This window comes from Agromyces sp. NPDC055661 (assembly GCF_053618135.1).
Genome location: NZ_JBSHHC010000001.1, coordinates 91,131 through 115,611 on the forward strand (window position 1 = coordinate 91,131; position 24,481 = coordinate 115,611).

Consider the following 24,481-nt stretch of genomic DNA (forward strand, 5'->3'; position numbering starts at 1 on the left):
CGACGTCACGCCATGGTCAGCGCCAGGCCGGGCTCCCGGAGGATCGCGCCGATGTCGGCGAGGAACCGCGACCCCTGCTCGCCGTCGACCAGGCGGTGGTCGAACGAGAGACTCAGCGTCATGAGCTCGCGCAGCGCGATCTCGCCGCGGTGCTCCCACGGCTGGCGACGCACGGCGCCCATGGCGAGGATTGCCGCCTCCCCCGGATTGAGGATCGGCGTGCCCGCGTCGATGCCGAAGACGCCGATGTTCGTGATCGAGATCGTGCCGTCCGAGAGGTCGGCCGGCGGCGTGCGTCCGGCTCGCGCGGTCTCGGCGAGCGCGGAGATCGCATCGGCGAGCTCGATGAGCGTCATCCGCTCGGCGCCCTTGACATTCGGCACGACGAGCCCGCGGCCGGTCGCCGCGGCGATGCCGAGGTTCACGCCGCCGTACTGCACGATCTCCTGGGCGCCCTCGTCCCACCGCGAGTTCACCTCGGGCGTGCGACGCGCGGCGATGCAGACGGCCTTCGCCACCACCGTGAGCGGCGTCACCTTGTGCCCGGCGAACGCGCGGTCGTCGCGGATGCCGCGGAGCAGCTCCATGGTCGCGGTCGCGTCGATCGTGAGGAACTCGGTGACGTGCGGCGCGGTGAACGCGCTCTGCACCATGGCCGCGGCGGTGTGCTTGCGCACGCCCTTGATCGGGATGCGGGTCTCCGCGGGCCGTTCGGCGCCGGCGGCGCCCGCGGCGGCCGGAGCTGCGCCTGGAACCTCGGTCGGCGCGACGGCCGGCTCGGCGCTCGTCGGAGCACCGGAGGCGACGGCCTCGACGTCGGCGCGCGTGATGAGCCCGCGCTCCCCCGTGCCGTTCACGGTCGTGAGGTCGATGCCGAGGTCGCGCGCGAGCTTGCGCACGGGCGGGGTCGAGCGCGGACGCTCGGGTGCGCCCGTCGAGAGGTCGGTCGGCGGGGGCGTCGCCGCTGCGGCCGCGGCGCCGGCGGGCGGCGCGTCGAGGTCGGTCGCCCCGCCGTTCTCGGGGACGGACGGCACGAGGTCGTCCGCGAGCGCGGTGCGGCGGGCACGTCGCTTCGGCCCGCCCTCGTCGCGGGCTCCGTAGCCCACGAGGTTCGGTCCGGGCGCCGCGTCGGGCTCGGCCGCCGGGGGGGATTCGGCAGCGGCGGTGGCGGGGGCCGCGGCGGCATCCGCCGACGTCGCGCCCGCGGCATCCGTCGGCGCACCTTCACCGGCGCCCTCGCCGGTGTCGCACGAGAACAGCGGCTCGCCGACGTTCACGGTCTCGCCCTCGGCGGCGTGCAGCGCCGTGATGACGCCCGAGTACGGCGACGGCAGCTCGACCACGGCCTTGGCCGTCTCGACGTCGGCGATGATCTGGTTGAGCTCGACGCGGTCGCCGACCGCGACGCGCCAGGCCACGATCTCGGACTCGGTGAGGCCCTCGCCGAGGTCGGGGAGCGGGAACTCCTTGATCATCCGGCTCACGCCTCCACTCCGCTCAGCGAGTTCGGTCGTCCGAGCGCGCGGTCGACGCCGTCGAGGATGCGGTCGAGGTCGGGCAGGTGGTGCTTCTCGAGCTTCGCGGGCGGGTACGGGATGTCGTGGCCGGTCACGCGCACCGGCGCGGCCTCGAGGAACTCGAAGCAGCGCTCGGTGATGCTCGCGGCGAGCTCCGCGCCGACGCCGCCCTGCTGGCCGGCCTCGTGCGCGACGACGAGCCGGCCGGTGCGGCGCACGGATGCCTCGACCGTCGCGTAGTCGACCGGAGCGAGCGAGCGCAGGTCGATGACCTCGATCGACACGCCGTCCTCCCCGGCCGCGATCGCCGCGTCGCGCGCGGTCGTCACGAGCGCGCCGTAGGTGACGAGGGTCACGTCGGACCCGGCGGTGACGACGGAGGCGACGCCCATGGGCTTCGCGTCGGCGAGGCTCGCGGCCTCGTCGACCTCGCCCTTCACGTGGTAGCGGCGCTTCGGCTCGAGGAAGATCACCGGGTCGTCGCTCGCGATCGCCTGCTGGATCATGACATACGCGTCGGCGGGGTTCGAGCACGCGACGACGCGCAGTCCCGCGGTGTGGGCGAAGTACGCCTCGGGCGACTCGGAGTGGTGCTCGGCCGCGCCGATGCCGCCGCCGAACGGGATGCGGATGGTCAGCGGCATCCGCACCGTGCCGCGCGAGCGGTAGTGCAGCTTCGCGACCTGGGCGACCAGCTGGTCGAAGCCCGGGTAGACGAAGCCGTCGAACTGGATCTCGACGACCGGTCGGAAGCCGCGGTACGCGAGGCCGACGGCGGTGCCGATGATGCCCGCCTCCGACAGCGGCGTGTCCACGACGCGGTGCGCGCCGAACTCGGCCTTCAAGCCGTCGGTGATGCGGAAGACGCCGCCGAGCGTGCCGATGTCCTCGCCCATGAGCACGACCTTGTCGTCGCCCGCGAGGGAGCGGCGCAGGCCCTGGTTGAGGGCCTTGCCGAGCGTGAGCGTGGTCATCGTGCGGCTCCTTCGCCGGATGCCGCGGCGTCCTCGTCGAACATGGCGAGGTAGCGGGCGTAGTGATCGCGCTGGCGCGCGAGGTGCGTGTTCGGCTCGGCGTAGACGTGGTCGAAGACCGTCATCGCCTCGGGGTCGGGGATGGTCGTGATCGCCGCGCGCAGCTCGGCCGCGACGCGGTTCGCCTCCTCGGCGACCTCGCGCTCGAGCGCCTCGGTGTCGAAGCCCGTCGAGGCGAGCAGGGTGAGCACGCGCGCGAGCGGGTCGCGAGCGCCCCACTCGACGAGCTCCTCGTCGGTGCGGTAGCGCTTCGGGTCGTCGGCGGTCGTGTGCGGGCCGATCCGGTAGGTCACGGCCTCGATGAGCGTCGGGCCCTCCCCGCGGCGGGCGCGGTCGAGCGCGATGCGGGTGGCCGCGAGCACGGCGAGCACGTCGTTGCCGTCGACGCGGATGCCGGGCATGCCGAAGCCGTCCGCACGGCGCGCGAGGGGCTGCTTCGACTGCAGGTCGACGGGCTCGGAGATCGCCCACTGGTTGTTCTGGCAGAAGAACACGACGGGCGCGTCGAAGCTCGCGGCGAAGATGAACGCCTCGTTCACGTCGCCCTCGCTCGTGGCGCCGTCGCCGAAGTACGCGATCGTGGCGGTGTCGGTGCCCTCCCAGGCTGCGCCCATGGCGTAGCCGGTGGCGTGCAGGGCCTGGGCGCCGATGATGATCTGCGGCACGGCCATGTTGTGGTCGTAGGGGTTCCAGCCGGATGCCGCGGACCCGCGCCAGACGCGCAGCAGGTCGGCGGCGCTCACGCCGCGGCACCACGCCACCGCGTGCTCGCGGTAGCTCGAGAACACGAAGTCGTCGTCGCGGAGTCCACGGGCGGAGCCGATCTGGGCGGCCTCCTGGCCCATGAGCGGCGGCCAGAGGCCGAGCTCGCCCTGGCGCTGGAGCGCGGTGGCCTCGGTGTCGATGCGGCGCACGATCGCCATGTCGCGGTACAGCCGGCCGAGGGCGGCGGTGTCGACGTCGGCGACCCACGGGTCGAACTCGGCGTCGGCGCGGCGCTCGCCCGCAGGGGTGACGAGCTGCACGAAGTGATCGGGTCGGGTGAGGAGCCCGGTTGCGTCTCGGTCGGATGGGGTCATCGTCGATCCTCGCTCTCGGCGGGCTGCCTTGTGGGCGTGCCCGCGCCCGGCGGCTCTGCCGGATACCGTGAGCGTACGTCGATATGTCACTGCGCTCAAGTTGGCGCGGACGCGTTGAGCATGTTGCCAAGTACCTCCCCGCGATCCGGTGCTATCGTGTGGCGATATGAACGGCTACGACTCGGTGGACCGGGCACTGCTCGCGGCCCTCGCGGCGGACCCGAGGGCGACGGTCGTGGCCCTCGCCGATCGCCTCGCGCTGTCGCGCAACACGGTGCAGGCGCGCATGGCGCGGCTCGAGGCATCCGGTGCCTTCCTCTCGTTCGAGCGGAGCATCGATCCGGTGCCGCTCGGGTACCCGCTCGAGGCGTTCATCTCGGTGCACGTGCGGCAGAAGCAGCTCGCCGAGGTGGTCGACCAGATCGCGCTCATCCCCGAGGTGATCCAGGCGCACGGCCTCTCGGGAACCGTCGACCTGCTCGTGCGCGTGGTGTGCCGCGACGCGCACGACCTGTTCCGCATCGACGGCGTCATCCTCGCCATCGACGGCGTCGAGCGCACCGAGACCTCGCTCGCGATGGGCGAGCTGATCCCCTTCCGGCTCGCACCCCTCCTCGACAAGCGGGCCTGACGTCCATGCGCGTCGCGGTGCTGCGGTGCGAGCGACTCCCGAGCTTCGTCGACTGGGAGATCCCCGACGTGGAGGCGCTGTTCGACGACGACCGCCGGGTCCTCGACGCGTTCGCCGAGCGCGACGTCGACGCCGAGGCCGTGGCCTGGTCGCGCCCCGACGTCGACTGGGACGCGTACGACGTCGCACTGCTGCGCAGCACCTGGGACTACGTCGACCACCTCGGCGAGTTCCTCGACGTCACCGGCGAGATCGCCGGGTCGCGGTGCACCCTCCTCAATCCGGTCTCGGCCGTGCACTGGAACGCCGACAAGCACTACCTCGACGACCTCGAGCGGATCGGCGTGCCGATCGTGCCGCTCGTGCGTGGCACGGCGGCCGAGGCATCCAGCCTGCTCAGTGCGGTGGAGGACGCGGGCTGGCACGAGCTTGTGCTCAAGCCCGCGATCGGCGTCGGCGGCTCGGGCGTCGTGCGCACGGATGCCGCGGGGCTGGCCGACGCGCTCGGTTCCATGGCGCCCGGCACCGAGGTCATGGTGCAGCCCTTCGCGGACGCGATCACCGACGAGGGCGAGCTGTCGTTCGCGTTCCTCGGCGGCTCGCCGAGCCACGCGCTGCGCAAGCGTCCGGCCGCGGGCGACTTCCGCGCCCACGGGATCTACGGAGGGACGGTGGAGCTCACGGACCCCGATCCGGCCGACGTCGCGGCGGTGTCGGCGATGCTCGATCGGCTCCCCTTCGACCTGCTCTACGCCCGGTTCGACGTCGTGCGCTTCGCCGGGCGCCTCGCGGTGCTCGAGCTCGAGCTCATCGAGCCGATGCTCTACCTCGGCCTCGCGCCCGGGAGCGCCGGTCGCCTTGCCGACGCGACGATCGCGCGGCTCGACTCGGCGTGAGGCGACGCGCGCACCGGCCCGGTGAGACGACGGATGCCCGCCCCGAACGAGTCGGGACGGGCATCCGGTGACGCGGTGATCGACTAGACGTCGGCGCCCTCGGCGGGAGCATCGGCGTGCACGCCGGTCGCCTCGCGGCCCTCGGTGTCGGCCTCCTCGGCCAGCACCGGGGCGAGCGAGAGCTTGCCGCGGTCGTCGATCTTGGTGATCTCGACGAGGATCTTCTGGCCGACGCCGAGCACGTCTTCGACGTTCTCGACGCGCTTGCCGCCGGCGAGCTTGCGCACCTCGGAGATGTGCAGCAGGCCGTCCTTGCCGGGCAGCAGCGAGATGAAGGCGCCGAACGCGGCGATCTTCACGACGGTGCCGAGGAACTGCTCGCCGACCTCGGGGTTGGTCGGGTTGGCGATCGCGTTGACCTGGGCGCGGGCGGCCTCGGCCGAGGGGCCGTCGGTCGCGCCGATGTAGACGGTGCCGTCCTCCTCGATGGAGATCTCGGCGCCGGTCTCGTCCTGGATCGCGTTGATCGTCTTGCCCTTCGGGCCGATCAGCTCGCCGATCTTGTCGACCGGGATCTGCACGCTGATGACGCGCGGCGCGGTCGGAGCCATCTCGTCGGGACCGTCGATCGCGGCGTTGAGCACCGCGAGGATCGTCGTGCGGGCGTCCTTCGCCTGCGTCAGCGCGCCGGCCAGCACCGAGGCGGGGATGCCGTCGAGCTTGGTGTCGAGCTGGATCGCGGTGACGAACTCCGACGTGCCGGCGACCTTGAAGTCCATGTCGCCGAGGGCGTCTTCGGCACCGAGGATGTCGGTGAGGGCCGCGTAGCGGGTCTCACCGTCCACGGTGTCGGAGATGAGGCCCATCGCGATGCCCGCGACGGGAGCGCGCAGCGGCACGCCCGCGTTGAGCAGCGAGAGCGTCGAGGCGCAGACGGAGCCCATCGAGGTCGAGCCGTTGGAGCCGAGCGCCTCGGACACCTGGCGGATCGCATAGGGGAACTCGTCGCGCGTGGGCAGCACCGGCACGAGCGCGCGCTCGGCGAGTGCGCCGTGCCCGATCTCGCGACGCTTCGGCGACCCGACGCGGCCGGTCTCACCGGTCGAGTAGGGCGGGAAGTTGTAGTTGTGCATGTAGCGCTTCTTGGTGACCGGGCTCAGCGAGTCGATCTGCTGCTCGAGCTTCAGCATGTTCAGCGTGGTGACGCCGAGGATCTGCGTCTCGCCGCGCTGGAAGATGGCCGAGCCGTGCACGCGCGGCACGACCTGCACCTCGGCGTCGAGCGGGCGGATGTCCGCGAGGCCGCGGCCGTCGATGCGGACGCCCTCCTCGAGCACGCGCGAGCGGACGACCAGCTTGGTGACCGACTTGTACGCGGCGGACACCTCGGCGTTGGCGGACTCGGGGAGCTCGCCGGCCGCGACCTTCGCAGCGACCTGCTCCTTGACTCGGGCCTTGAGCGCGTCGTCGGCGTCCTGACGGGCGACCTTCTCGGCGATCTGGTAGATGCCCTTGAGCTCCTCGTAGGCCGCTGCGGCGACCACGTCGTAGGTCGACTGCTGGTAGGGCGGGAACGTCGGGTAGTCGGCGGTCGGCTTCGCCGCGGTGGCCGCGACCTGCTGCTGCGCCTCGACGAGCTGGCGGATGAACGGCTTCGACGCCTCGATGCCCTGCGCGATGACGGTCTCGTCGGGCTTGACCCCGCCGGCCTGGATGAGGTTCCACGCGTTGTCGGTGGCCTCGGCCTCGATCATCATGATCGCGACGTCCTGCGAGCCGTCGGCCTCGGTGACCACGCGACCGGCGACGACCATGCTGAACACGGCCTCCTCGATCTGCGAGTACTTCGGGAACGCGACCCACTGGCCGTCGATGAGCGCGACGCGAACGCCGCCGATCGGACCCGAGAAGGGCAGGCCGGAAAGCTGCGTCGAGAGCGACGCGGCGTTGATCGCGAGCACGTCGTAGTACTCGTCGGGCTCGATGGCGAGCACCGTGACGACGACCTGGACCTCGTTGCGGAGGCCCTCGACGAACGAGGGGCGCAGCGGGCGGTCGATGAGACGGCAGGTGAGGATCGCCTCGGTCGAGGGACGGCCCTCGCGGCGGAAGAACGAGCCGGGGATGCGGCCCGCGGCGTACATGCGCTCCTCGACGTCGATCGTGAGCGGGAAGAAGTCGAAGTGCTCCTTCGGCTGCTTGGAGACCGAGGTCGCCGACAGCAGCATGGTCTCCTCGTCGATGTAGGCGACGGCGGAGCCCTGCGCCTGCTGGGCGAGGCGGCCGGTCTCGAACCGGATGGTGCGGGTGCCGAACCGACCGTTGTCGATGACGGTTTCGGCGAACGTGATCTCAGGACCTTCCAAGAGGTCTTCTCCTTTGTTTTACGTCGCACCCCGTCGTGGGCGCGACTCATACGTCAGGAGCAGGAACAGGCATTACGAAACGCATCAGGCGATGTGCTCACGCTGGCCACCAGTAGAAGTCCACCAAGCCTCGCGGTTTGGTAAGCCACCACAGGGGACCAGCTTCCTGCCGGCCTGCTCCGTGTGTGCTCGAATTGAGCACGGTGCTCGATGTGCAATTGTGCCGCCGGGATCATCCGAGCGGATGGCTGCCGGTTCACGGCACCCCAGACGGCGGTGGCCCATCGGGCGACCGGTCCCAGCCTAGCAGAGGGGTGCGTCGCGGCATCCGTGCCAGACTCGTGGACATGACTTCCGACGAGCAGAGCACCACCGGACCCTCCGAGGAGACGAAGCGCAAGTTCCGCGAGGCGCTCGATCGCAAGAACAAGGCCTCGAAGCAGCGCGAGGGCGAGTCGCATCTCGACGGCACCTCGGGCGCGAACAACACGCACGGCCCGGTCGACCACAAGCGGGAGTTCCGCCGCAAGAGCGGTTGAGCGCCACCCGGGTCGTTCGCCACGAGGCCACCCTGTCGGACCCGCATCCGCGGGTCTATGCTCTGCCCAGAGCGGTCGCCATGGGTCGTCGTCGACCGCCGCATCACATCGGTGCGAGCCTGGGGGAACGATGGTCGATTCCAATCGCGATGTGCAGTCCGACGGTGCCGTCAAGGCGCGGTTCGAGCGCTGGTTCGAGGTCGAGGTCCTCGACCCGATGGCGGACTTCCGCAATCCGCAGCAGGAATGGCGTCGGCTGTTCTCGGAGCTGTTCGGCACGTTCCTGCTCGTGATCGTCGCCGCCGGCGGCGGCATGATGAGCCAGGCCTTCCCCGAGACGATCAGCCGCACGGCCGCGGTGGTCGCCCCGGGACTCATGGTCATGGGCATCATCCTGTTCATGGGCAAGGTGTCCGGCGCGCACCTCAACCCCGCGGTGACGCTCGCCTTCGCGACGCGCGGCGACTTCCCGTGGCGGCGCGTGCCGGGCTACATCCTCGTGCAGCTCATCGGCGCGACCCTCGCGGCGTGGCTCCTGCAGTGGATCATCGGGGTGTCCGCGACGTACGGCTCGAACTACCCCGCCGACGGGTACACCTCGTTCCAGGCCTTCCTGATGGAGGCACTCCTCACACTCGGGCTCGTCAGCGTCATCCTCGGCACCGCCTCCGGTGCGCAGAACCTCGGCGTGATCGGCGCCCTCGGCGTCGGCGGCTACATCGCGCTCGCCGGACTCTGGGGCAGCCCGATCTCGGGCACCTCGATGAACCCGGCCCGCACGTTCGGGCCCGACCTCGCGGGCCTCGACTTCTCCGACTACTGGGTCTACGTCGCCGGACCGCTCGTCGGTGCCGGGATCGCCGTGCTCCTCGCGTTCGTCCTGCGCGGCTACGGCGGCGGCCGGAGCGGCTCGGCAGCCGCCCAGGGCGACCTCCGCACCGAGGTTGCGCGTCCCGACCAGGCCTGACGACCCGACGGAACCGAACCGAACGGAGGCCCCATGCCCACGCCCGATCGCACGCACGCACTCGACCACGTCGTCGTGCTCATGTTCGAGAACCGATCGTTCGACAACCTGCTCGGCAGGCTCTACGAACCGGGCGAGGTCGAGTCGTTCGAGGGGGTCATCGGAAAGGACCTGTCGAACCCGATCCCCGACTGGGCGGAGCACGGCGCCGACCGCGGGTCCGTCGCCTACGGGATCGCCCGGACGATGGACACCCCGAACCCCGACCCGGGCGAGGAGTACCAGCACGTCAACACCCAACTGTTCGGCATCATCGACCCTCCGGGTAACCGGGGCGTGCTGGCCGAGCACATGACCGCCCCGTACAACCTCCCGGCCGACCCGCAGCGCACGCCGACGATGGACGGGTTCGTGACCGACTACATCAGCGCGTTCACCGCGGAGATGGGCGTGCAGCCGACCTACGAGCAATACGCCCAGATCATGCAGGGCTACACGCCCGAGCAGATGCCGGTGCTGTCGACGATCGCGCGAGGATTCGGGACGTTCGACCACTGGTTCGCCGAGGTACCGTCGCAGACGTTCACCAACCGCTCGTTCTTCCACGCCGCGAACGCGTCGGGACTCGTCGTCAACGCCCCGTACAAGAGCTTCCCCGGCCAGAACACGGCGGAGACGATCTTCGAGCGGCTGGAGGCCAAGGGGCTCACCTGGAAGGTGTACGTCGACCCGCCGGCCATCGCCCCGTTCACGGCCCTCATCCACGCCGACCGCCTCCGGCATCGGTTCGCGACGCACTTCGTGACGACCGACCAGTTCGTCGAGGATGCCGCGAACGGTGAGCTTCCGACGTATTCGTTCATCGAACCGAACCTCATCCACGGCCACAACGACATGCACCCGCCCATCGGGGCGCTCATGCCCGGCCTCGCGATCGACGCGCCGTCGTCGCTCCTCGGCGGCGAGGCCCTCCTCGCCAGGATCTACGAGGCCGTCCGCTCCTCCGACAGCGAGACGGGCTCCAATTGGTGGAACACGCTGTTCATGGTGGTCTTCGACGAGCACGGTGGCACCTACGACCACGTCCCTCCGCCGTCGGCGACGCCCCCGGATCCCGCCGCGCCCGCGGGCCAGATGAACTTCACGTTCGACCGGCTGGGCGTCCGCCTGCCCGCGATCGCCGTGTCGCCCTGGATCGACGAGCGCACCGTCGTCAACGACGTCTTCCACCATACGTCGGTGATCCGGACGCTGCGGGAACGGTGGGACCTCGGCGCACCCCTGACGCAGCGCGACGCCGACGCGCCCGACCTCGCACCACTCCTCACCCGCGACGAGCCCCGGCGTCCCGAGGACTGGCCCGATGTGCACCCCCGGCCGGTCCCCGAGTTCGACCTGTCGCTCGTGCCCCCGGATGCCCCGCTGTCACCCCTGGCGCAGGCGCTCGTCGGCGGTGGTGCGACGCTCGCGCACAGCATGGACGCGGACGCTCCCGAGATCGAGGACGTCGATCAGCTCACCGGCGCGGAGGCACTCGCGAAGCTGCGCGAGACGGTGGGGCACCTCTTCCCGCACCTCAACGCGCGCGCATAGTCGACGTCGTCGGCACCGCCACGAGCCCGGGCCGCTTCGGCTCGCGTCCGTCGCCGGCGGTGCGCCCGCGCAGCCGACGCAGCAGCCAGGGCGCGGCGTGCCGCGCCAGCCACTCGGCATCGCCGACCGGCTGGTCGGGCGCCGCGCCGTCATCGTGGACCGCCCGCTCGAGGCGCTCGAGCTCGACGGCGTCGGGCACCCCGAGCACTCCCGCCGCCGCGTAGGCGAGGGAACGGTGGCCGGCCGAGTTCAAGTGCACCCGATCGGCGGCCCACATCGCGGGTGCGACGAGGCCGGGATCCGAGCGCACGTCGAGGAGCCGCACACCCGCACCGTCGACGATCCCGGCGAGCCGCTCGGCGAACTGCGCGAACCGCAGGTCGAACAGGCGCGCGGCCGGACGGGCCGGCATGAACGGCGTGACGAGCAGCACGTCGGCGCCCGTGCCGCGCACCTCGAGCACCGCCTCGCCGAGTCGGGTCGCCAGCTCCGCGGCATCCGCTCGACGCCCGACGAGGTCGTTGGCGCCGATGAGCACGCTGACGAGGTCGGCCCCGAGGGCGACGGCCGACGGCAGCTGGTCCTCGATCGCGTCGGCGACCTTCCGGCTGCGCACCGCGAGGTTCGCGTACTCGACCGGAGCGTCCGCGGGGCTCGCGAGCGCGAGCAGGAGGGCGAGTCGATCGGCCCAGCCTCGGTACTCCCCCGCGGGCATGCGCGACGTGTCGCAGAGTCCCTCGGTGAGCGAGTCGCCGACGGCCACGTAGCGCCGCCAGCGGGGCGGGGCGACGACGGATGTCGCGGGCGCGCGATCCACCGTCGTCATCGGCGTACGGCGGGCGGGGCGCACCCGGTTCGCGACCACGTCCTCGTAGTGGCCGATGAGCTCGTCGCCGAGGACGTCCCAGCCGCGACCGCGGACGGCCTCCCGGGCCCGCACGCCGAACGCGCGCCGCTTGGCGTCGTCGCCCGCGAGGTCGCGCACACGCTCGCGGAGCTCCTCGAGGTCCCCGGGACGGTACAGCCACCCGTCGACGCTCGAGCGCACGAGGTCGAGCGGGCCGCCGGCGCCCGTCGCGACGACGGGCACGCCGCTCGCGAGGGCCTCCTGCACCGTCTGGCAGAACGTCTCCCGCTCCCCCGGGTGCACGAACACGTCGAGGCTCGCCATCGCCTCGGCGAGCGCGTCGCCGCCGAGGAAGCCCGTGAGGTGCGCGTCGGGCAGCAGCCGCTCGAGTGCCGGGCGCGACGGTCCGTCGCCGATCACGACGAGGCGCACGCCCGGCAGCCCGGTGATCACGCGGAGGTCCTCGACCTGCTTCTCGGGGGCGAGTCGGCCGACGTAGCCGACGATCACGTCGCCGGGCGCCGCGACCCCCCGCCGCCAGCGCTCGCTGCGGCGGCCGGGCGCGAATCGCTCGGTGTCGACCCCGCGGCGCCAGATGCGCACGCGGTCGTCCTGCACGCCGGCCGCGGCGAGGCGTTCCACGGCGGACGACGACGGCGCGAGGGTCAGCGTCGCGCGGCGGTGCAGGCGGCCGAGGTGGCGCATGAGCGCCGGCGCCGCGCCGGGCACGCCGTACTTCTCGGCGTACGACGGGATGTCGGTCTGGTACACCGCCACCGACGGGATGCCGAGGGGTTCGGCTGCGGCGAGCCCGCGCCAGCCGAGCACGAACGGGGAGGCGAGGTGCATCACGTCGGCGCCGTGCTCGCGGAGCACGGTCGACAGCCGCTGCGTCGTCGCGAGCGTGACGCGCACGTCGGGGTAGCTCGGCAGCGGCATCGACGGGAGCAGCACGGTCTGCGCGCCGTGCAGCGAACGGTCGATGGGCCCGGATCGCGGTGCGACGACCAGGGCCTCGTGTCCGCGCCGCTCGAGGTGCCGGAGCACCTGGAGCAGCGAGTGGGTCACGCCGTTCATGTGCGGGAGAAACGATTCGGCGAGGAGGGCGACCTTCACGACTCCAGCGTGGTTGCTCCACGAGGCCGCGACCGACCGGAACGGCCCTGATCGCCGAGGATTCATCGAGTCGTCGGCGGCCGTTCGCCGGGCCGTCGCCGTGATGTCGACTCGCGGCATCCGACCGTCAACCCCTCGCGGGCGGCAGGCCGAGGGCGGATGATGGGGCCCGAGGGAAACCCGCCTGTTCGAGGAGGAACGCCATGTCATCCGTCGCAAGGGTCACCACCATCACCGTCCGTTCGGACACCAGCTTCGAGGACGCCGTCGCGGTCGGCATCGAGCGCGCGGCGCAGACCCTGCGCCATGTCAGCGGCGCCTGGGTGAAGGAGCAGAAGGTCGAGGCGTCCGAGGGGAAGATCACCGCGTGGTCGGTCGTCCTCGAGGTCAGCTTCGTGCTCGACTGACCGTCGAAGGGCACGCCTGACACCGTCCCGTCGCCGGCCGTTCACATCGCCTCGATAGAACGGCCGGGTGGATGCTGCGTGGGTCGCCGGCCTCGCGACCTCGCCGTGGCTCGTGCCCGCGCTGTTCGCGCTCGTGGTCGGCGACGCGTTCCTCGTCGTGCTCCCGAGCGAGACGGCGGTCGTCGCGCTGGGCGCGCTCTGGGCGACCGAGGGGGCGCCGCCGCTGCTCGCGATCGTGCTCGCGGCCGCCGCGGGCGCGGTCGTCGGCGACGGCCTGTGCTACCTCATCGGCCGCCGGATCGGGCTCGACCGGTGGCGCTGGCAGCGCGAGGGCCGCGCGTCCGCCGCGATCGCGCGCGCCCGCGCAACGGTGGACCGGCGCACGGCCGTGCTCGTGTTCACGGCGCGGTACGTGCCGTTCGCCCGCATCGCCGTGAACCTCGCCGCGGGCGCCGGACGGGTGCCGCTGCGTCGCTACCTGCCGCTCTCGCTCGCGGCGGGCATCGCCTGGGCGCTCTACAACGTCGGCGTCGGCGCCATCGTCGGGAGCGCGTTCCGGGACACCCCGCTCGTCGCGGTGGCGGTCTCGATCCCGGTCGCGATCGGACTCGGGCTGCTCGTCGACCGGATGGTCGCCGCCCTCGATGCGCGGGCGGGGCGGGGCGCTGACGACTGAGTCTGTGCCCCCCGCCACGTCATCGCGTCAGCCGCACTGCGTGAGCGAGGCGACACCGGGACCGAGGGCGGCCTCGCCGCCGAGCAGCCAGATGCCGACGACCCGACCTTCGATCATGTGGGCCGCGGCCTCCGCGGGGATGCAGCCGCCCGGCGACAGGTGGATCGGGGCGCCGAGCATGCCGGCCAGCGGGCCACCGGCGAGCGCGTCGGGGAAGCCGATCCCCGAGGCGACGAAGACGTGCTCGCTCGTCGGGAAGATCGCCGTGTTGATCGCCGCTGCCGTGCCGTACCGGTCTCCGCCCGCCAGGCGGACGACTCGGTCGGCCCCACCGAGGACGGCCGCGAGCGATGCCTCGACGTCGGAGTTCACGGTCGCGGTCCCGCCAGCGATGAATGCCTTCGTCACGCCGAGGTCACGCAGGAGCGCCGCCGTCTCCGCGTCGATGCCCGAGCCGTGCCCGTCGACGAGGATCACCGGGCCGCCGAGCCGACCGGCGGCGGGACCCGCGGCCAGCGCGTCGGGGAAGTTGGTCCCCGTCGCGATGAACGCCACGTCGGCCCCGGTGCCGCCGAATGCATCCCGGGCGAGCAGGCGACCGGTGTCGTAGCGGGTCTCGCCGCCGATCCGCACCACGTCGGCGGGCTCGTCGACGAAGGCCCGGAGCTGGCGCACCACTGCGTCCGAGATCGTGGCCGTCCCGCCGGTCACGACGATCCGCTCGGGTCGGAGTCGCTCGAGTTCGTCCGCCACGACGGCGGGAACCCCGTCCCCCGGGATCGTCAGCACGACACCGCCCGAGCGGATGGCGGCCGGCCCCGCGGCGAGCGCGTCGGGGAAGTTGTAGGCGTTGGTGACGTACACGACGGGCGCGCGGTCACCGTCGGGGATCGCGGACTGCGCGATGCGCGCCGCCGTGTCGAAGCGGTCGGCTCCGCCGATCCGCCCGACGTCGAAGTAGCGCGGTTCGAGCACGATGTCGCCGAGTTCGATGCGCTCCCCGGCGCGAACCTCGATGTCGGTGCTGGCGGCGAAGTATCGCGCGTCCTTCCAGAACTCGTCACCGATGTCGACGCGGTCGGCGGTGAAGTGCGCGGTGTACCGACCGGGTTCGAGGTTCGGCGTCGTGAATTCGCCCTGCGCGTCCACCCACCACGGGAAGTCGTGGACGGGCTGGTAGTAGCCGGTCGCCGGATCGAGGCGGAGCACGGTCACGCGCGCCTCCGCCACGATCGGCTCGGCCTTGGCCGTCTCTCGTACGAGCACCCGCCCCGAGATCGAACCGCCGGACTGCAGCACGGCGTGGATGCCGGTCACCACCTCGCCCCGGGCGACCGAGATCACCGTCGCGTCGGCGAAGCCGCGCGCGTCCTCGTAGGTCTCGGCGATGATCGACGACGAGTCCTGGTCGGGCGAGAACGAGACGTAGTAGTCGCCCGGTTCGATGCCGGCGAAGGACCAGCGCCCGGAGGTGTCGGCGAACACGAGCGCCGCGCTCTCCCCGTTCAACCGCCAGAGGTTCACGTATCCGTCGTACGAGACCTCTCCGGTCGGCGTCTCGATGCTCGCCGTGCCCTCGATGGCGGTCGAGCGTTCGAGCACGACGTCGAGGTTCACGGTCTCGCCTGGCCGGAGGACCAGAGTGGGCCCGGGTCGACCCGGATCCCAGAGGTGGAGGCCGTTCTGGTTCTCGTCCGCCCACTCCGCGCCGCTGGAGAACCAGAGCGAGTACTCGCCGGGCGTGGCGCGCCACGTGCGCCACGTGCCGTCGAACGACCACGAGGCACTCGGGTTGTTGATGGGCTGCCATTCATCCTTGAGGTTGTCGATGATGATCGATGCCCCATTCAGCGCCACCCCGCCCGCTCCCGAGAGCGTCCCGGTGATGACGGGCGCCCGATCGAGCCGCACGTCCATCGTCGTCGTGCTCCCGCTCTCGACCGTGATCGGAGTCGTGTCGCGCCGGTTGTACACGTCGCCCCACCACTCGTTCAGCAGCTCATCGGTGCCGTAGTACACGAACTCGACGTCGTACGTGCCCGGCGGGACCGTGAACCGGTACGCGCCGGAGGCATCCGTGCGCATGTTCTCACCCGGCGCGGCGCTCGCGCTGCCATTGCCCGTGTGGTTGCGCAGCTCCAGCCACGCGTACGTACCTGCCGGCAGCGGGAGGCCATCGGGTCCGACGACGGTCCCGCGGATCTCCGCCCTGGCCTCGTCGGCAACGGCGACGCCGGCTGAGACGGGAACGGACAGGGCGAGCAGGGCGGTCGCGAGCAGCGCGAGGATGCCGCGTCGGCGGGTAGGGCGCACGGGGGGACTCCACGGGTCAACGGCGCGGTCGGGCCCGGCACGTGAGAGCGAGCATAGCGGCCCGGATCCCCGGGCGATACGACGGATGCCGCGACGAATCGAGTCGTCGCGGCATCCGCGTCTGCCGGGCAATCCCCCGGGGCTACTCCCCCGCGAGACCGCCGACGAGGTGGCCCATCGGACGGTCGAGCGCGAACGGGTCGTTCACGAGCTGCGATCGGTCGGTGCGCTCGACGAGGTCGGCGAGCTCGCTCGCGCCGCGGAAGACGCGGTCGGGCAGCGAGCGGACGCCGTCGCCGGCCTCGCCCGTGCCGCCCCAGTCGCTGGTCGCCGCGAACACGCCGGTCGTGACCGGGATGGCGTGCAGGTAGGTGAACAGCGGGCGGATCGCGTAGTCGATCGCGAGCGAGTGGCGCGGGGTGCCGCCGGTCGCGCCGAGCAGCACGGGCAGGTCGGTGAGCGCCTGCGGGTCGACCACGTCGATGAACGACTTGAACAGGCCCGCGTAGCTCGTCGTGAAGATCGGCGTGACGGCGATGAGGCCGTCGGCCGACGACACGGCGTCGAGCGCCTCCTGCAGCTTCGGCGGGGCGAAGCCCATGAGCAGGTGGTTCGTGATGTCGTGCGCGAGGTCGCGCAGCTCGAACGTCTGCACCTCCACGTCGACGCCCCGCTCGCGCAGGATGCCGAGCGTGTCGGAGGCGAGCCGGTCGGCCAGCTGCCGGGTGGAGCTCGGGGTCGAGAGACCGGCCGAGATGACGACGATCTTCTTCGTGCTCATCGCACGACCTCCTTGCGGGTGGCGGCGGGGCCGAAGGCCGAGCCGGACTGGTTCGACGTCGCGGACGCAGCGGGCGCGTCCTGCTGGGCGTCCTGGTACGGCGAGCCGACGGTCAGGTTGTCGCCGCGGTTCGCGTTGGGCGTCGCCTGGCGCGGCGCCTCGTCGCCGTACGTCGCCCGCACGAGCGAGACGTGCGTCGGCGCGTCGGGCACGTCGGCCGGGCGGTCCTTCGCGAACTCCTCGCGCAGCACCGGCACGACCTCGCCGCCGAGCAGGTCGAGCTGCTCGAGCACGGTCTTCAGCGGGAGCCCGGCGTGGTCGATGAGCCACAGCTGGCGCTGGTAGTCGCCGACGTAGTCGCGGAAGCCGAGGGTGCGGTCGATGACCTCCTGCGGGCTGCCCACGGTGAGCGGGGTCTGCTGGCTGAACTCCTCGAGGCTCGGGCCGTGCCCGTAGACCGGCGCGTTGTCGAAGTACGGACGGAAATCGCGGACCGCGTCCTGCGAGTTCTTGCGCATGAAGACCTGGCCGCCGAGTCCGACGATCGCCTGCGCGGCGGTGCCGTGGCCGTGGTGCTCGAAGCGCTGGCGGTACAGCGCGATCATGCGCTGGGTGTGCGACGCGGGCCAGAAGATGTGGTTCGCGAAGAAGCCGTCGCCGTAGAACGCGGCCTGCTCGGCGATCTCGGGGCTGCGGATCGAGCCGTGCCACACGAACGGCGGCACGCCGTCGAGCGGGCGCGGGGTCGAGGTGAAGCCCTGCAGCGGAGTGCGGAACTTGCCCTCCCAGTCCACGACGTCCTCGCGCCAGAGGCGGTGCAGCAGCTCGTACGACTCGAGGGTGATCGGCAGGCCCTGGCGGATGTCCTTGCCGAACCACGGGTAGACGGGGCCGGTGTTGCCGCGGCCGAGCATGAGGTCGGCGCGACCGCCCGACACGTGCTGGAGCATCGCGTAGTCCTCGGCGATCTTGACCGGGTCGTTGGTCGTGATCAGCGTGGTCGCGGTCGACAGCTGCAGCGTCGACGTCTGGCCGGCGATGTACGCGAGGGTGGTGGTGGGCGATGACGACCAGAACGGCGGGTTGTGGTGCTCACCGAGCGCGAAGACGTCGAGTCCGACCTCCTCCGCGTGCTTGGCGATCGTCAGCGTCGCCTGGATCCGCTCGGCCTCGGTCGGCGTTCGACCGGTCGTCGGGTCCTGCGTGATGTCGCTGACCGTGAAGATTCCGAACTGCATCTCGCCCTCCTGGGCTCTTCCTGCTACTTCATGCGTTTGCATGCAATTGTTCTGAACGGATGCCCCGACGAATCTATTCCCGCATCCGTCGCGTCAGGTTCCCGCGAGTTCCAGCACCCGCTCCGCGGCATCCGCGAGGGCGATGCCGTAGCCGCGGCCGTGCCCGGCGGCGTGCACCGCGAGCGGATGCAGCTGGTGCAACGGAACGCGATCGCGCCAGCCTTCCCGCAGCGGCGCCGCCGCGTCGTACGCCGCGAGCACCACCTCGAGGTGCGGGCAGCCGAACAGGGCGAGCATCGCGAGGTCGGTCTCGCGATGGCCGCCGTGCGCCGCGGGGTCGATCAGCACCACCCCGCGCGACGACCAGAGCACGTTGCCGTTCCACAGGTCGCCGTGCAGCCGGGACGGCGGCTCGTCGTCGTCGAACGCGCCCGCCGCGACGATATCGAGCGCCCGGCGCACGAGCCGACCCTCGGCCGCCGTCGTGTCGCCGACCTCCTCCGCGAGCTCGAGGTACGGGAGCACGCGGTCGCGCGCGTAGAACGCGCCCCAGCTGCGATCGGATGCCGCGGGCAGCGGCCGGCGGCCGATGAACATGGGGCCGTCCCAGCCGTCGGGCGGTGCGCCGAACGCCCGCGCGCCCGCGGCGTGCGTGCGGGCGAGGGCAGTTCCGAACGCCTCCGCCGCCGCGCGATCGGGGCGCGTCTCGTCGATGCGCTCGAGTTCGATCCGGCCCGGCGACACGGCCGCGACGCCCACCGTGCCGACGCCGCCGGCCGCGGCCAGCCACGCGAGCCCGGCCGCCTCGGCCTCGAAGAAGCCCGGCGGGGCATCCGCCCGGCGCTTGACGATGGTCTGCACCCGTCACAGTCTGCCCGACCCGTACTGGAGCAGCCGAAGGGCGGGGGCGCCTCGCGGCACCCCCGCCCCGTTTCGATCGGGCGTTCGCTCGACTCAGCTGTCGTGCGAGTGGCCGCCGTCGCTGCCGACGGTGCCCTCGGGCCCGGCCGGGGCCGGCAGCTTCAGGCCGCCGGGGATGTTCTTGCCGGGCACGCCGTTCACCGACTCCGTCGAGTAGGAGTAGGCGAGGATCGCCATGGCGATCGCATCGATGTTGACGTCGAGCGCCTCCATGTTGATGTTGTCGATGGTGTCGCACGCCGCGTGGTAGCACTGGTCGTACGACTCACCGGCGACGCCGCCCCAGATGGATTCCTGCTCCGCGGTCTTCACGACCTCGGCGCCGGTGAACAGGCCGCCGGCGGGGATTCCGTTGAGGATGAACGCCTCGTAGTCGCTACGACCGCTGAACTCCGCGTCGTCATAGGGCTGCCCCACGCTCGTGAAGTAGCTCTCGAACAGGTCCTCGATCTGCACCGAGCCCTCGGGCACGGTGACCGGCGCCGGGAAGCCCGACTCGTCGCCGTCGTACACCATGAAGATGTAGTTCGGCGAGGCGACCATGTCGAAGTTCATGTACAGCGCGATGCGGTCCTTCTCGGCCTGCGAGAGGCCGGCCACGTACGCGGCGGATCCGAGGAGGCCGTCCTCCTCAGCGCCCCACCATGCGAGTCGCACGGTGTTCTGCGGCTTGAGCTTCGACAGGTTCTGCGCGACCTCCAGCAGCGAGGCGGACCCGCTGCCGTTGTCGTTGATGCCGGGACCGGCCTGCACCGAGTCGAGGTGCGCACCGGCCATCACGACGTTCTGGGTGTTCTTGCCGGGGAGCTCCGCGATGACGTTCTTCTGCGGACGCTGCTCGGGCGCGGGCACGAACACGCGCGCCGTGGAGCCGGCCGCCGACAGGGCGACGCCCTGCTGGAAGCTCGCCCCGACCACGGGGATGCCGTGCGTCACGGGAGTGCCGTCGGTACGCGAGGAGGCGTCGGCGACGATCAGGCCCTCGCGGTCGGGCGTGTTGCCCTGGTTGAAGATGATGACCGCCTCGGCTCCGGCCTGCTCGGCGAAGAACGCCTTGTCGCCGAAGTTGCAGGAGCCGCGCTGGACCAGCGCGATGTCGGCCGGGCCGGACCAGTTCAGGCCGGCGAAGTCGGACGCCTCGCAGCCGCTGGTGCTGGCTCGATCGCCCGTGAGGTTGATGTCGACGGGGATCACGTTGCCCGTGACCTCGCCGGAGCCGCTGCCCGAGAAGGCACCGGTCTCGTAGGACGCCTGCACCGGCGTCAGCTGGTCGAGCTCCGACGGCCCGATGAACGTGTAGTCGAACTCGTCGATGGTGACGTTCCATCCGGCGGCCTCGAGCGTGTCGACGACGTAGTCGACGCTCGCCTCGTAGCCCGGGAGGCCGGCGGCGCGGTTGCCGCCGTTCTCGTCGGCGATCTCCTGCAACGCTTCGAGGTGTTCCCTCGCCCCGTCGGCGTCGACGCACGCGAGGAGGCTCGCGATCGTGTTGTTGTTTCGGTTCTCACAACCCTGCGACCCCGGCGCCGCGATGGCGGCTCCGGCGGGCGCCAGCGCCAGTGCCGCGACGGTCGCGGTGGCGACCCCCACCACCTTGGCGCGCCTGGAAAGTGTGGCAGATGACTTCATCGTCTTCCCTTCCGTGCGGGCATCCTCGTCGACACCCGTTCTGGGGGAGCCTATGCGGAGGCTGTGCGGAGGCGGAACCCCCGGGTCCGAATTCGCGGCGCCCCACGCACGATTGCTGCGTGGGCACGCTCCCCCGGTGGCTAGACTCGCCGTGATGAGCACGATCTCGGTCGTCATTCCGTGTCTGGACGACGCGGCATACCTCGCGGCGTGCCTCGACGCCCTGGCGAGGCAGACCCGCCCGGCCGACGAGGTCATCGTCGTCGACAACGGCTCCACGGATGCCTCGGTCGAGGTCGCCCTCGCCGCGGGCGCCCGCGTGGTCGACCAGCCCGTTCGCGGCATCTGGCCTGCGACCGCGGCCGGCTTCGACGCGGCATCCGGTGACCTGCTGGCCCGGCTCGACGCCGACTCGGTGCCCGCGCCCGACTGGCTCGAGCGGGTCGAGCAGCGGATGTCGCGCCGCGACCATCCGACGGTCGTGACCGGCACCGGGGTGTTCTACGGGCAGACCGCGCCACGCCGGTGGATCGCCCGGTACGTCTACCTGGGCGGCTACTTCACGGTGATCGGCGCGCTGCTGGGGCATCCGCCGATCTTCGGCTCGAACTACGCCATCCGCGCCGACGCCTGGCTCGTGCTGCGCGACATCGTGCACCGCGACCGCGCCGACCTGCACGACGACCTCGACCTCGCGTGGTGGCTGCGGCCGGGCATGTCCGTCGTGTACGACCGATCGCTCGTGGTGGGCGTCTCGGCGCGGCCGTTCGACAGCTTCGCCGAGCTCCGCCGGCGCGTGCGCATGGCGTTCCACACGCTCGGCGTCGAGTGGCGCGCCTGGCCGCCGTTCGAACGCCGCGCCGACCGGCGGATCGAGGTCGACCTGGTCTCGCCCGCGATGCTCGCCGAGGCGACCGACCCCGACGGTGACGGCGAGCGGCCGCTGCCCGCCTGAGGCGACCTACGGCACCGCGTCGGTGAGCTCGAAGAGCTCCCGCATGTCGCGCACGAGCTGGTGCGGCGCGGTCTCGCAGGGGCTGTGCCCCGTCGCGTAGACGGCGAAGCGCGCGCCGATCTGCTGCGCGAACCGCTCGTGCAATTCGCGCGGCCACAGGTCGTGCTCGCCGACGGCGACGAGCTTCGGCACCGACGACTCGGCGAGCCGTGCCCGCAGGTCGGGCGTGCGCATCATGAGCCCGATGATGTCGTCGACGCTCTCGCGCCGCGTGAGCGCGAACCGCTCGCGCACGAACGCGAGCCGCCGCGGCGGCACCTTGTTGAGGTTGTTGCGGATGCCCCAGAGCATGAGCGCCGCTCCCTGGCGCGGCGAGGTGAGCCCGCTGATGGGCCCGATGCGCTTCACCCCGCGGAACGTCTGGCCGGGCTCGGGCGGTGCGCTGAGCAGCGTGAGGCTCGCGAACCGGTCGGGGCGCTCGAGCAGGGCGAGCTCGGCGAGCGTGGCCGCGAAGCTGTAGCCGAGCACGTGCGCGTCGCCGGCGCCGTCGTCGAGCACGGCGAGCAGGTCGTCCAGGAAGAGACGCTCGTCGTAGCGGCTGCGCGGCGGCTCGAGGTTCCACGGACCCGCGTTCCACGACTCGTACTGGCCTGCGAGGTCGTAGGACTCCACCCGGTAGCCCGCGTCGGCCAGCAGCGGCATCATGAGGACGAAGTCCTCCTTCGACCCCGTCGCCCCGGGCACGAGCACGACTCGGGGCCCGTCGGCCGGGCCGAGCGCCACGCGCGCGAGCGGCCCGCTCGGCGCGGCGAACTCGGTGCGCTCGGTGCCGGGCGGGAAGGCGCGCCAGTCGAGGTCGGGGATGGCGGCGTCGAGTGCGTGGGCCTCGTCGCCGCGCACGGCCTCGTGCGCCGGCACGTCGTCGGGCGACGAGCCGCGCCGACGGAACGAACCGAGCACCCCTCCGAATGCGACCACGCCACGAGGATACTCGTGGCGTGCGGGCGCCCACAGCGAACACCGGGCGATCCCCCGGCCGACCGACATAGGGTGGTCGCATGGCTACCGTGGCGCTCACCCTTGACGACTTCGAGAAGACCATCCTCGAGGGCGGTACCGTCTTCGTCGACTTCTGGGCGGAGTGGTGCGGCCCGTGCCGCCAGTTCGCGCCGAACTACGAGGCGGCGTCCGAGGCGAACCCCGACTTCGTCTTCGCGAAGGTCGACACCGAGGACCAGCAGCAGCTCGCCGCCGCGATGAACATCTCGTCGATCCCGACGATCATGGCCTTCAAGGACGGCATCGGCGTGTTCGCCCAGGCCGGCGCACTCCCCCGCCCGATGCTCGACGACCTCATCTCGCAGGTGCGGGCGCTCGACATGGACCGTGTGCGCGCCGAGCTCGCGCAGCGCGAGACCGAGCAGGCGGTCGGCTCCTCGCAGGCGACCGAGGCCTGAGCCGGAGGTCAGGCGTCGAGGCCCTCGAGCCCGCTGAGGTCGAGGTCGATGCCGTAGGGACGTGACGCGCCCACGATGATCGCGGGGACGCGCACGTAGGTCCCGCGCTCGCGCAGCCCGTCGAGCAGGTCGACCCAGCGGTCCTCGGCGACGCGGCCGAGGAAGCCGGCGTGGCGCGGCCGGTCGCCGCCCACGAGCTGCACGCCGATGCGGTAGCGCCGCTTCAGCCAGCGGCTCGCGCGCGGCACGAGCACCGCGTGCTGCTCGGCGCCGCCGTAGAGCCGTGCCAACTCGATGGCGGGCTGGTGCCGGTTCGCCTCGTCGACCGGCACGACCGACCGCACCTCGCGGTCGCGTCGGGGCGCGTCGAGCACGTCGAGCCCCTCGAGCGTCGAGAGGTCGCCCCAGCGGTCGGGGTTCGTACGCCGGAGCCCGCGCACCAGCGACACGATGAGCCACGCGACCGCGAGGCCGATGACCACGAGGTACGGCCAGAACACCGAGGGCGGGCCCTCGGGGCGGATCACCCCGGTCAGCAGCAGCAGCCCGACGAGCACGAGGAACGGGAGCGGCTCCCAGGCGAGCATGGGCTTCGAGCGCGGAGCGGGCATGCCCCTCAGGCTATCGGTCAGCGCAGGCCGGGAAGCCGGGCCGCGACCTCGTCGAGCACCGCCTCGTCGGCGGCGTAGAGGCCGTGCTCGCGGGGCCAGTGCGAGACCACGTCGGTGAACCCGAGCTCGGTCGCACGGCCCACGGCGTCCTCGAAGACGCCGACGCTCGAGAGGCTGTGGAACGCCTCGGAGTCGAGCGAGAGCGTGCGCGCGATCGTCGACGGGTCGCGCCCGATCGCCGCGCACGCGTCGTCGAGCCGCTTCGAGAGCTCGCCGGCCTCGCGCCACCATCCCTCGACGTCGTCGTCGCCGCGCGACGTGGTGACCCATCCGTCGCCGAGGCGGGCGGCCAGCGCGAGCGCCTTCGGCCCGTTCGCGGCGAGGTGCAGCGGCATCCGCGGATGCTGCGACGGCTCGCCGACCATGCGCGCGTTCGACGCGGTGTACCAGGACCCCTCGAACGAGACGCCGCCCGACCCGGGCGCCTCGAAACGCAGGAGCACGTCGAGCCCCTCGACGAACTCGGCGTACCGCTCGAACCGCTCGCGAGGGGTGAGCTCGGACTGGCCGAGCACGTACGCGTCGAAGCCGGTGCCACCGGAACCGAGGCCGAGCAGCACGCGCCCGCCCGAGACGTCGTCGACCGAGGCGATGTCCTTCGCGAACGGCACGGGATGGCGGTAGTTCGGCGACGCCACGAACGTGCCGAGGCCGATGCGGGTCGTCACGGTCGCCGCCGCCGTCAGCGTCGGGACGGTGGCGTGCCAGCGCTCCCCCGCGAGGCCGCGCCACGCGAGGTGGTCGTAGGTCCACGCGTGGTCGAACCCGTAGTCCTCCGCTGCGCGCCAGCGTCGCGCCGCCTCGGGCCAGTCGTACTGGGGCAGGATGACGACGCCGAACCGCATGGG

The 24,481-nt window shown here is 71.9% G+C and carries 22 protein-coding genes; 9 read left to right on the forward strand and 13 right to left on the reverse strand.

Going from position 1 to position 24,481, the window contains the following annotated elements; genetic code table 11:
• Nucleotides 1-5: 5 nt before the first annotated feature.
• The 3 genes from ACWGO8_RS00430 to pdhA are packed head-to-tail and all read right to left on the reverse strand — an operon-like array spanning nucleotide 6 to nucleotide 3,630.
• Complete coding sequence (locus tag ACWGO8_RS00430; RefSeq protein ID WP_452043500.1) at nucleotides 6-1,475, reverse strand: dihydrolipoamide acetyltransferase family protein; 1,470 nt, start codon at nucleotides 1,473-1,475, stop codon at nucleotides 6-8.
• Between the two features lie 5 nt (nucleotides 1,476-1,480).
• Nucleotides 1,481-2,491 (reverse strand): alpha-ketoacid dehydrogenase subunit beta, encoded by a 1,011-nt coding sequence (locus ACWGO8_RS00435; protein WP_452041207.1) that lies wholly within the window; start codon nucleotides 2,489-2,491, stop codon nucleotides 1,481-1,483.
• On the reverse strand, nucleotides 2,488-3,630 hold the full coding sequence (gene pdhA, locus ACWGO8_RS00440; RefSeq protein WP_452041208.1) for a pyruvate dehydrogenase (acetyl-transferring) E1 component subunit alpha: 1,143 nt from the start codon (nucleotides 3,628-3,630) through the stop codon (nucleotides 2,488-2,490). Before pdhA ends, ACWGO8_RS00435 begins: the two co-directional genes overlap by 4 nt.
• A 166-nt stretch (nucleotides 3,631-3,796) precedes the next feature.
• Here pdhA and ACWGO8_RS00445 point away from each other — a divergent pair, with 166 nt between their 5' ends.
• Both ACWGO8_RS00445 and ACWGO8_RS00450 read left to right on the forward strand, forming a co-directional pair.
• Complete coding sequence (locus ACWGO8_RS00445; RefSeq protein ID WP_376956933.1) at nucleotides 3,797-4,261, forward strand: Lrp/AsnC family transcriptional regulator; 465 nt, start codon at nucleotides 3,797-3,799, stop codon at nucleotides 4,259-4,261.
• A 5-nt stretch (nucleotides 4,262-4,266) separates the two neighbouring features.
• The gene (locus ACWGO8_RS00450; RefSeq protein WP_452041209.1) at nucleotides 4,267-5,157 is read left to right on the forward strand and encodes an ATP-grasp domain-containing protein; all 891 of its coding nucleotides are present in this window, start codon (nucleotides 4,267-4,269) and stop codon (nucleotides 5,155-5,157) included.
• Nucleotides 5,158-5,240: 83 nt separating this feature from the next.
• On the opposite strand, the gene ACWGO8_RS00455 is transcribed toward ACWGO8_RS00450, so the two are convergent.
• Nucleotides 5,241-7,523 (reverse strand): polyribonucleotide nucleotidyltransferase, encoded by a 2,283-nt coding sequence (locus ACWGO8_RS00455; protein WP_452041210.1) that lies wholly within the window; start codon nucleotides 7,521-7,523, stop codon nucleotides 5,241-5,243.
• A gap of 347 nt (nucleotides 7,524-7,870) precedes the next feature.
• Here ACWGO8_RS00455 and ACWGO8_RS00460 point away from each other — a divergent pair, with 347 nt between their 5' ends.
• From ACWGO8_RS00460 to ACWGO8_RS00470, 3 genes are all read left to right on the forward strand, one after another.
• Nucleotides 7,871-8,062: a DUF5302 domain-containing protein gene (locus tag ACWGO8_RS00460; RefSeq protein ID WP_376956939.1), complete on the forward strand. Its 192-nt coding sequence runs from the start codon at nucleotides 7,871-7,873 to the stop codon at nucleotides 8,060-8,062.
• Nucleotides 8,063-8,213: 151 nt separating this feature from the next.
• Entirely contained in the window at nucleotides 8,214-9,029 is an 816-nt protein-coding gene (locus ACWGO8_RS00465; protein ID WP_452041211.1) for an MIP/aquaporin family protein, read from the forward strand.
• A gap of 33 nt (nucleotides 9,030-9,062) precedes the next feature.
• Nucleotides 9,063-10,622 carry an alkaline phosphatase family protein gene (locus ACWGO8_RS00470; RefSeq protein ID WP_452041212.1) on the forward strand — a complete coding sequence of 520 codons (1,560 nt, stop codon included), beginning with the start codon at nucleotides 9,063-9,065 and terminating at the stop codon, nucleotides 10,620-10,622.
• Here ACWGO8_RS00470 and ACWGO8_RS00475 read toward each other — a convergent pair.
• Nucleotides 10,606-12,585 (reverse strand): glycosyltransferase, encoded by a 1,980-nt coding sequence (locus tag ACWGO8_RS00475; RefSeq protein WP_452041213.1) that lies wholly within the window; start codon nucleotides 12,583-12,585, stop codon nucleotides 10,606-10,608. The two genes, ACWGO8_RS00470 and ACWGO8_RS00475, sit on opposite strands and share 17 nt — an antisense overlap.
• 203 nt (nucleotides 12,586-12,788) lie before the next feature.
• Here ACWGO8_RS00475 and ACWGO8_RS00480 point away from each other — a divergent pair, with 203 nt between their 5' ends.
• Nucleotides 12,789-12,992, forward strand: a complete 204-nt coding sequence (locus tag ACWGO8_RS00480) for a dodecin family protein (protein ID WP_376956943.1) — start codon at nucleotides 12,789-12,791, stop codon at nucleotides 12,990-12,992.
• 67 nt (nucleotides 12,993-13,059) lie between these two features.
• Nucleotides 13,060-13,668: a DedA family protein gene (locus ACWGO8_RS00485; RefSeq protein WP_452041214.1), complete on the forward strand. Its 609-nt coding sequence runs from the start codon at nucleotides 13,060-13,062 to the stop codon at nucleotides 13,666-13,668.
• A 27-nt stretch (nucleotides 13,669-13,695) separates the two neighbouring features.
• On the opposite strand, the gene ACWGO8_RS00490 is transcribed toward ACWGO8_RS00485, so the two are convergent.
• From ACWGO8_RS00490 to ACWGO8_RS00510, 5 genes are all read right to left on the reverse strand, one after another.
• On the reverse strand, nucleotides 13,696-15,981 hold the full coding sequence (locus tag ACWGO8_RS00490; protein ID WP_452041215.1) for a cell wall-binding repeat-containing protein: 2,286 nt from the start codon (nucleotides 15,979-15,981) through the stop codon (nucleotides 13,696-13,698).
• A 142-nt stretch (nucleotides 15,982-16,123) separates the two neighbouring features.
• Complete coding sequence (locus ACWGO8_RS00495) at nucleotides 16,124-16,762, reverse strand: FMN reductase (RefSeq protein ID WP_376956946.1); 639 nt, start codon at nucleotides 16,760-16,762, stop codon at nucleotides 16,124-16,126.
• Complete coding sequence (locus ACWGO8_RS00500; RefSeq protein WP_452041216.1) at nucleotides 16,759-18,000, reverse strand: LLM class flavin-dependent oxidoreductase; 1,242 nt, start codon at nucleotides 17,998-18,000, stop codon at nucleotides 16,759-16,761. Before ACWGO8_RS00500 ends, ACWGO8_RS00495 begins: the two co-directional genes overlap by 4 nt.
• Before the next feature lie 93 nt (nucleotides 18,001-18,093).
• The gene (locus ACWGO8_RS00505; RefSeq protein WP_452043501.1) at nucleotides 18,094-18,852 is read right to left on the reverse strand and encodes a fructosamine kinase family protein; all 759 of its coding nucleotides are present in this window, start codon (nucleotides 18,850-18,852) and stop codon (nucleotides 18,094-18,096) included.
• A gap of 102 nt (nucleotides 18,853-18,954) precedes the next feature.
• Nucleotides 18,955-20,514 (reverse strand): M28 family metallopeptidase, encoded by a 1,560-nt coding sequence (locus ACWGO8_RS00510; protein ID WP_452041217.1) that lies wholly within the window; start codon nucleotides 20,512-20,514, stop codon nucleotides 18,955-18,957.
• A gap of 190 nt (nucleotides 20,515-20,704) precedes the next feature.
• On the opposite strand from ACWGO8_RS00510, the gene ACWGO8_RS00515 reads away from it, so the two are divergent.
• The gene (locus ACWGO8_RS00515) at nucleotides 20,705-21,505 is read left to right on the forward strand and encodes a glycosyltransferase family 2 protein (RefSeq protein WP_452041218.1); all 801 of its coding nucleotides are present in this window, start codon (nucleotides 20,705-20,707) and stop codon (nucleotides 21,503-21,505) included.
• Nucleotides 21,506-21,511: 6 nt separating this feature from the next.
• Here the strand turns inward: ACWGO8_RS00515 and ACWGO8_RS00520 are convergent, their stop codons facing one another.
• Nucleotides 21,512-22,423 carry an alpha/beta fold hydrolase gene (locus ACWGO8_RS00520; RefSeq protein WP_452043502.1) on the reverse strand — a complete coding sequence of 304 codons (912 nt, stop codon included), beginning with the start codon at nucleotides 22,421-22,423 and terminating at the stop codon, nucleotides 21,512-21,514.
• 140 nt (nucleotides 22,424-22,563) lie between these two features.
• Between ACWGO8_RS00520 and trxA the strand changes: the two genes are divergently transcribed.
• Entirely contained in the window at nucleotides 22,564-22,962 is a 399-nt protein-coding gene (trxA, locus tag ACWGO8_RS00525; RefSeq protein ID WP_452041219.1) for a thioredoxin, read from the forward strand.
• A gap of 8 nt (nucleotides 22,963-22,970) precedes the next feature.
• Here trxA and ACWGO8_RS00530 read toward each other — a convergent pair whose 3' ends face one another.
• Nucleotides 22,971-23,573, reverse strand: coding sequence for a hypothetical protein (locus ACWGO8_RS00530; RefSeq protein WP_452041220.1), 603 nt, complete (start codon nucleotides 23,571-23,573; stop codon nucleotides 22,971-22,973).
• A gap of 17 nt (nucleotides 23,574-23,590) precedes the next feature.
• Entirely contained in the window at nucleotides 23,591-24,478 is an 888-nt protein-coding gene (locus tag ACWGO8_RS00535) for an LLM class flavin-dependent oxidoreductase (protein ID WP_452041221.1), read from the reverse strand.
• Nucleotides 24,479-24,481 lie beyond the last annotated feature (3 nt).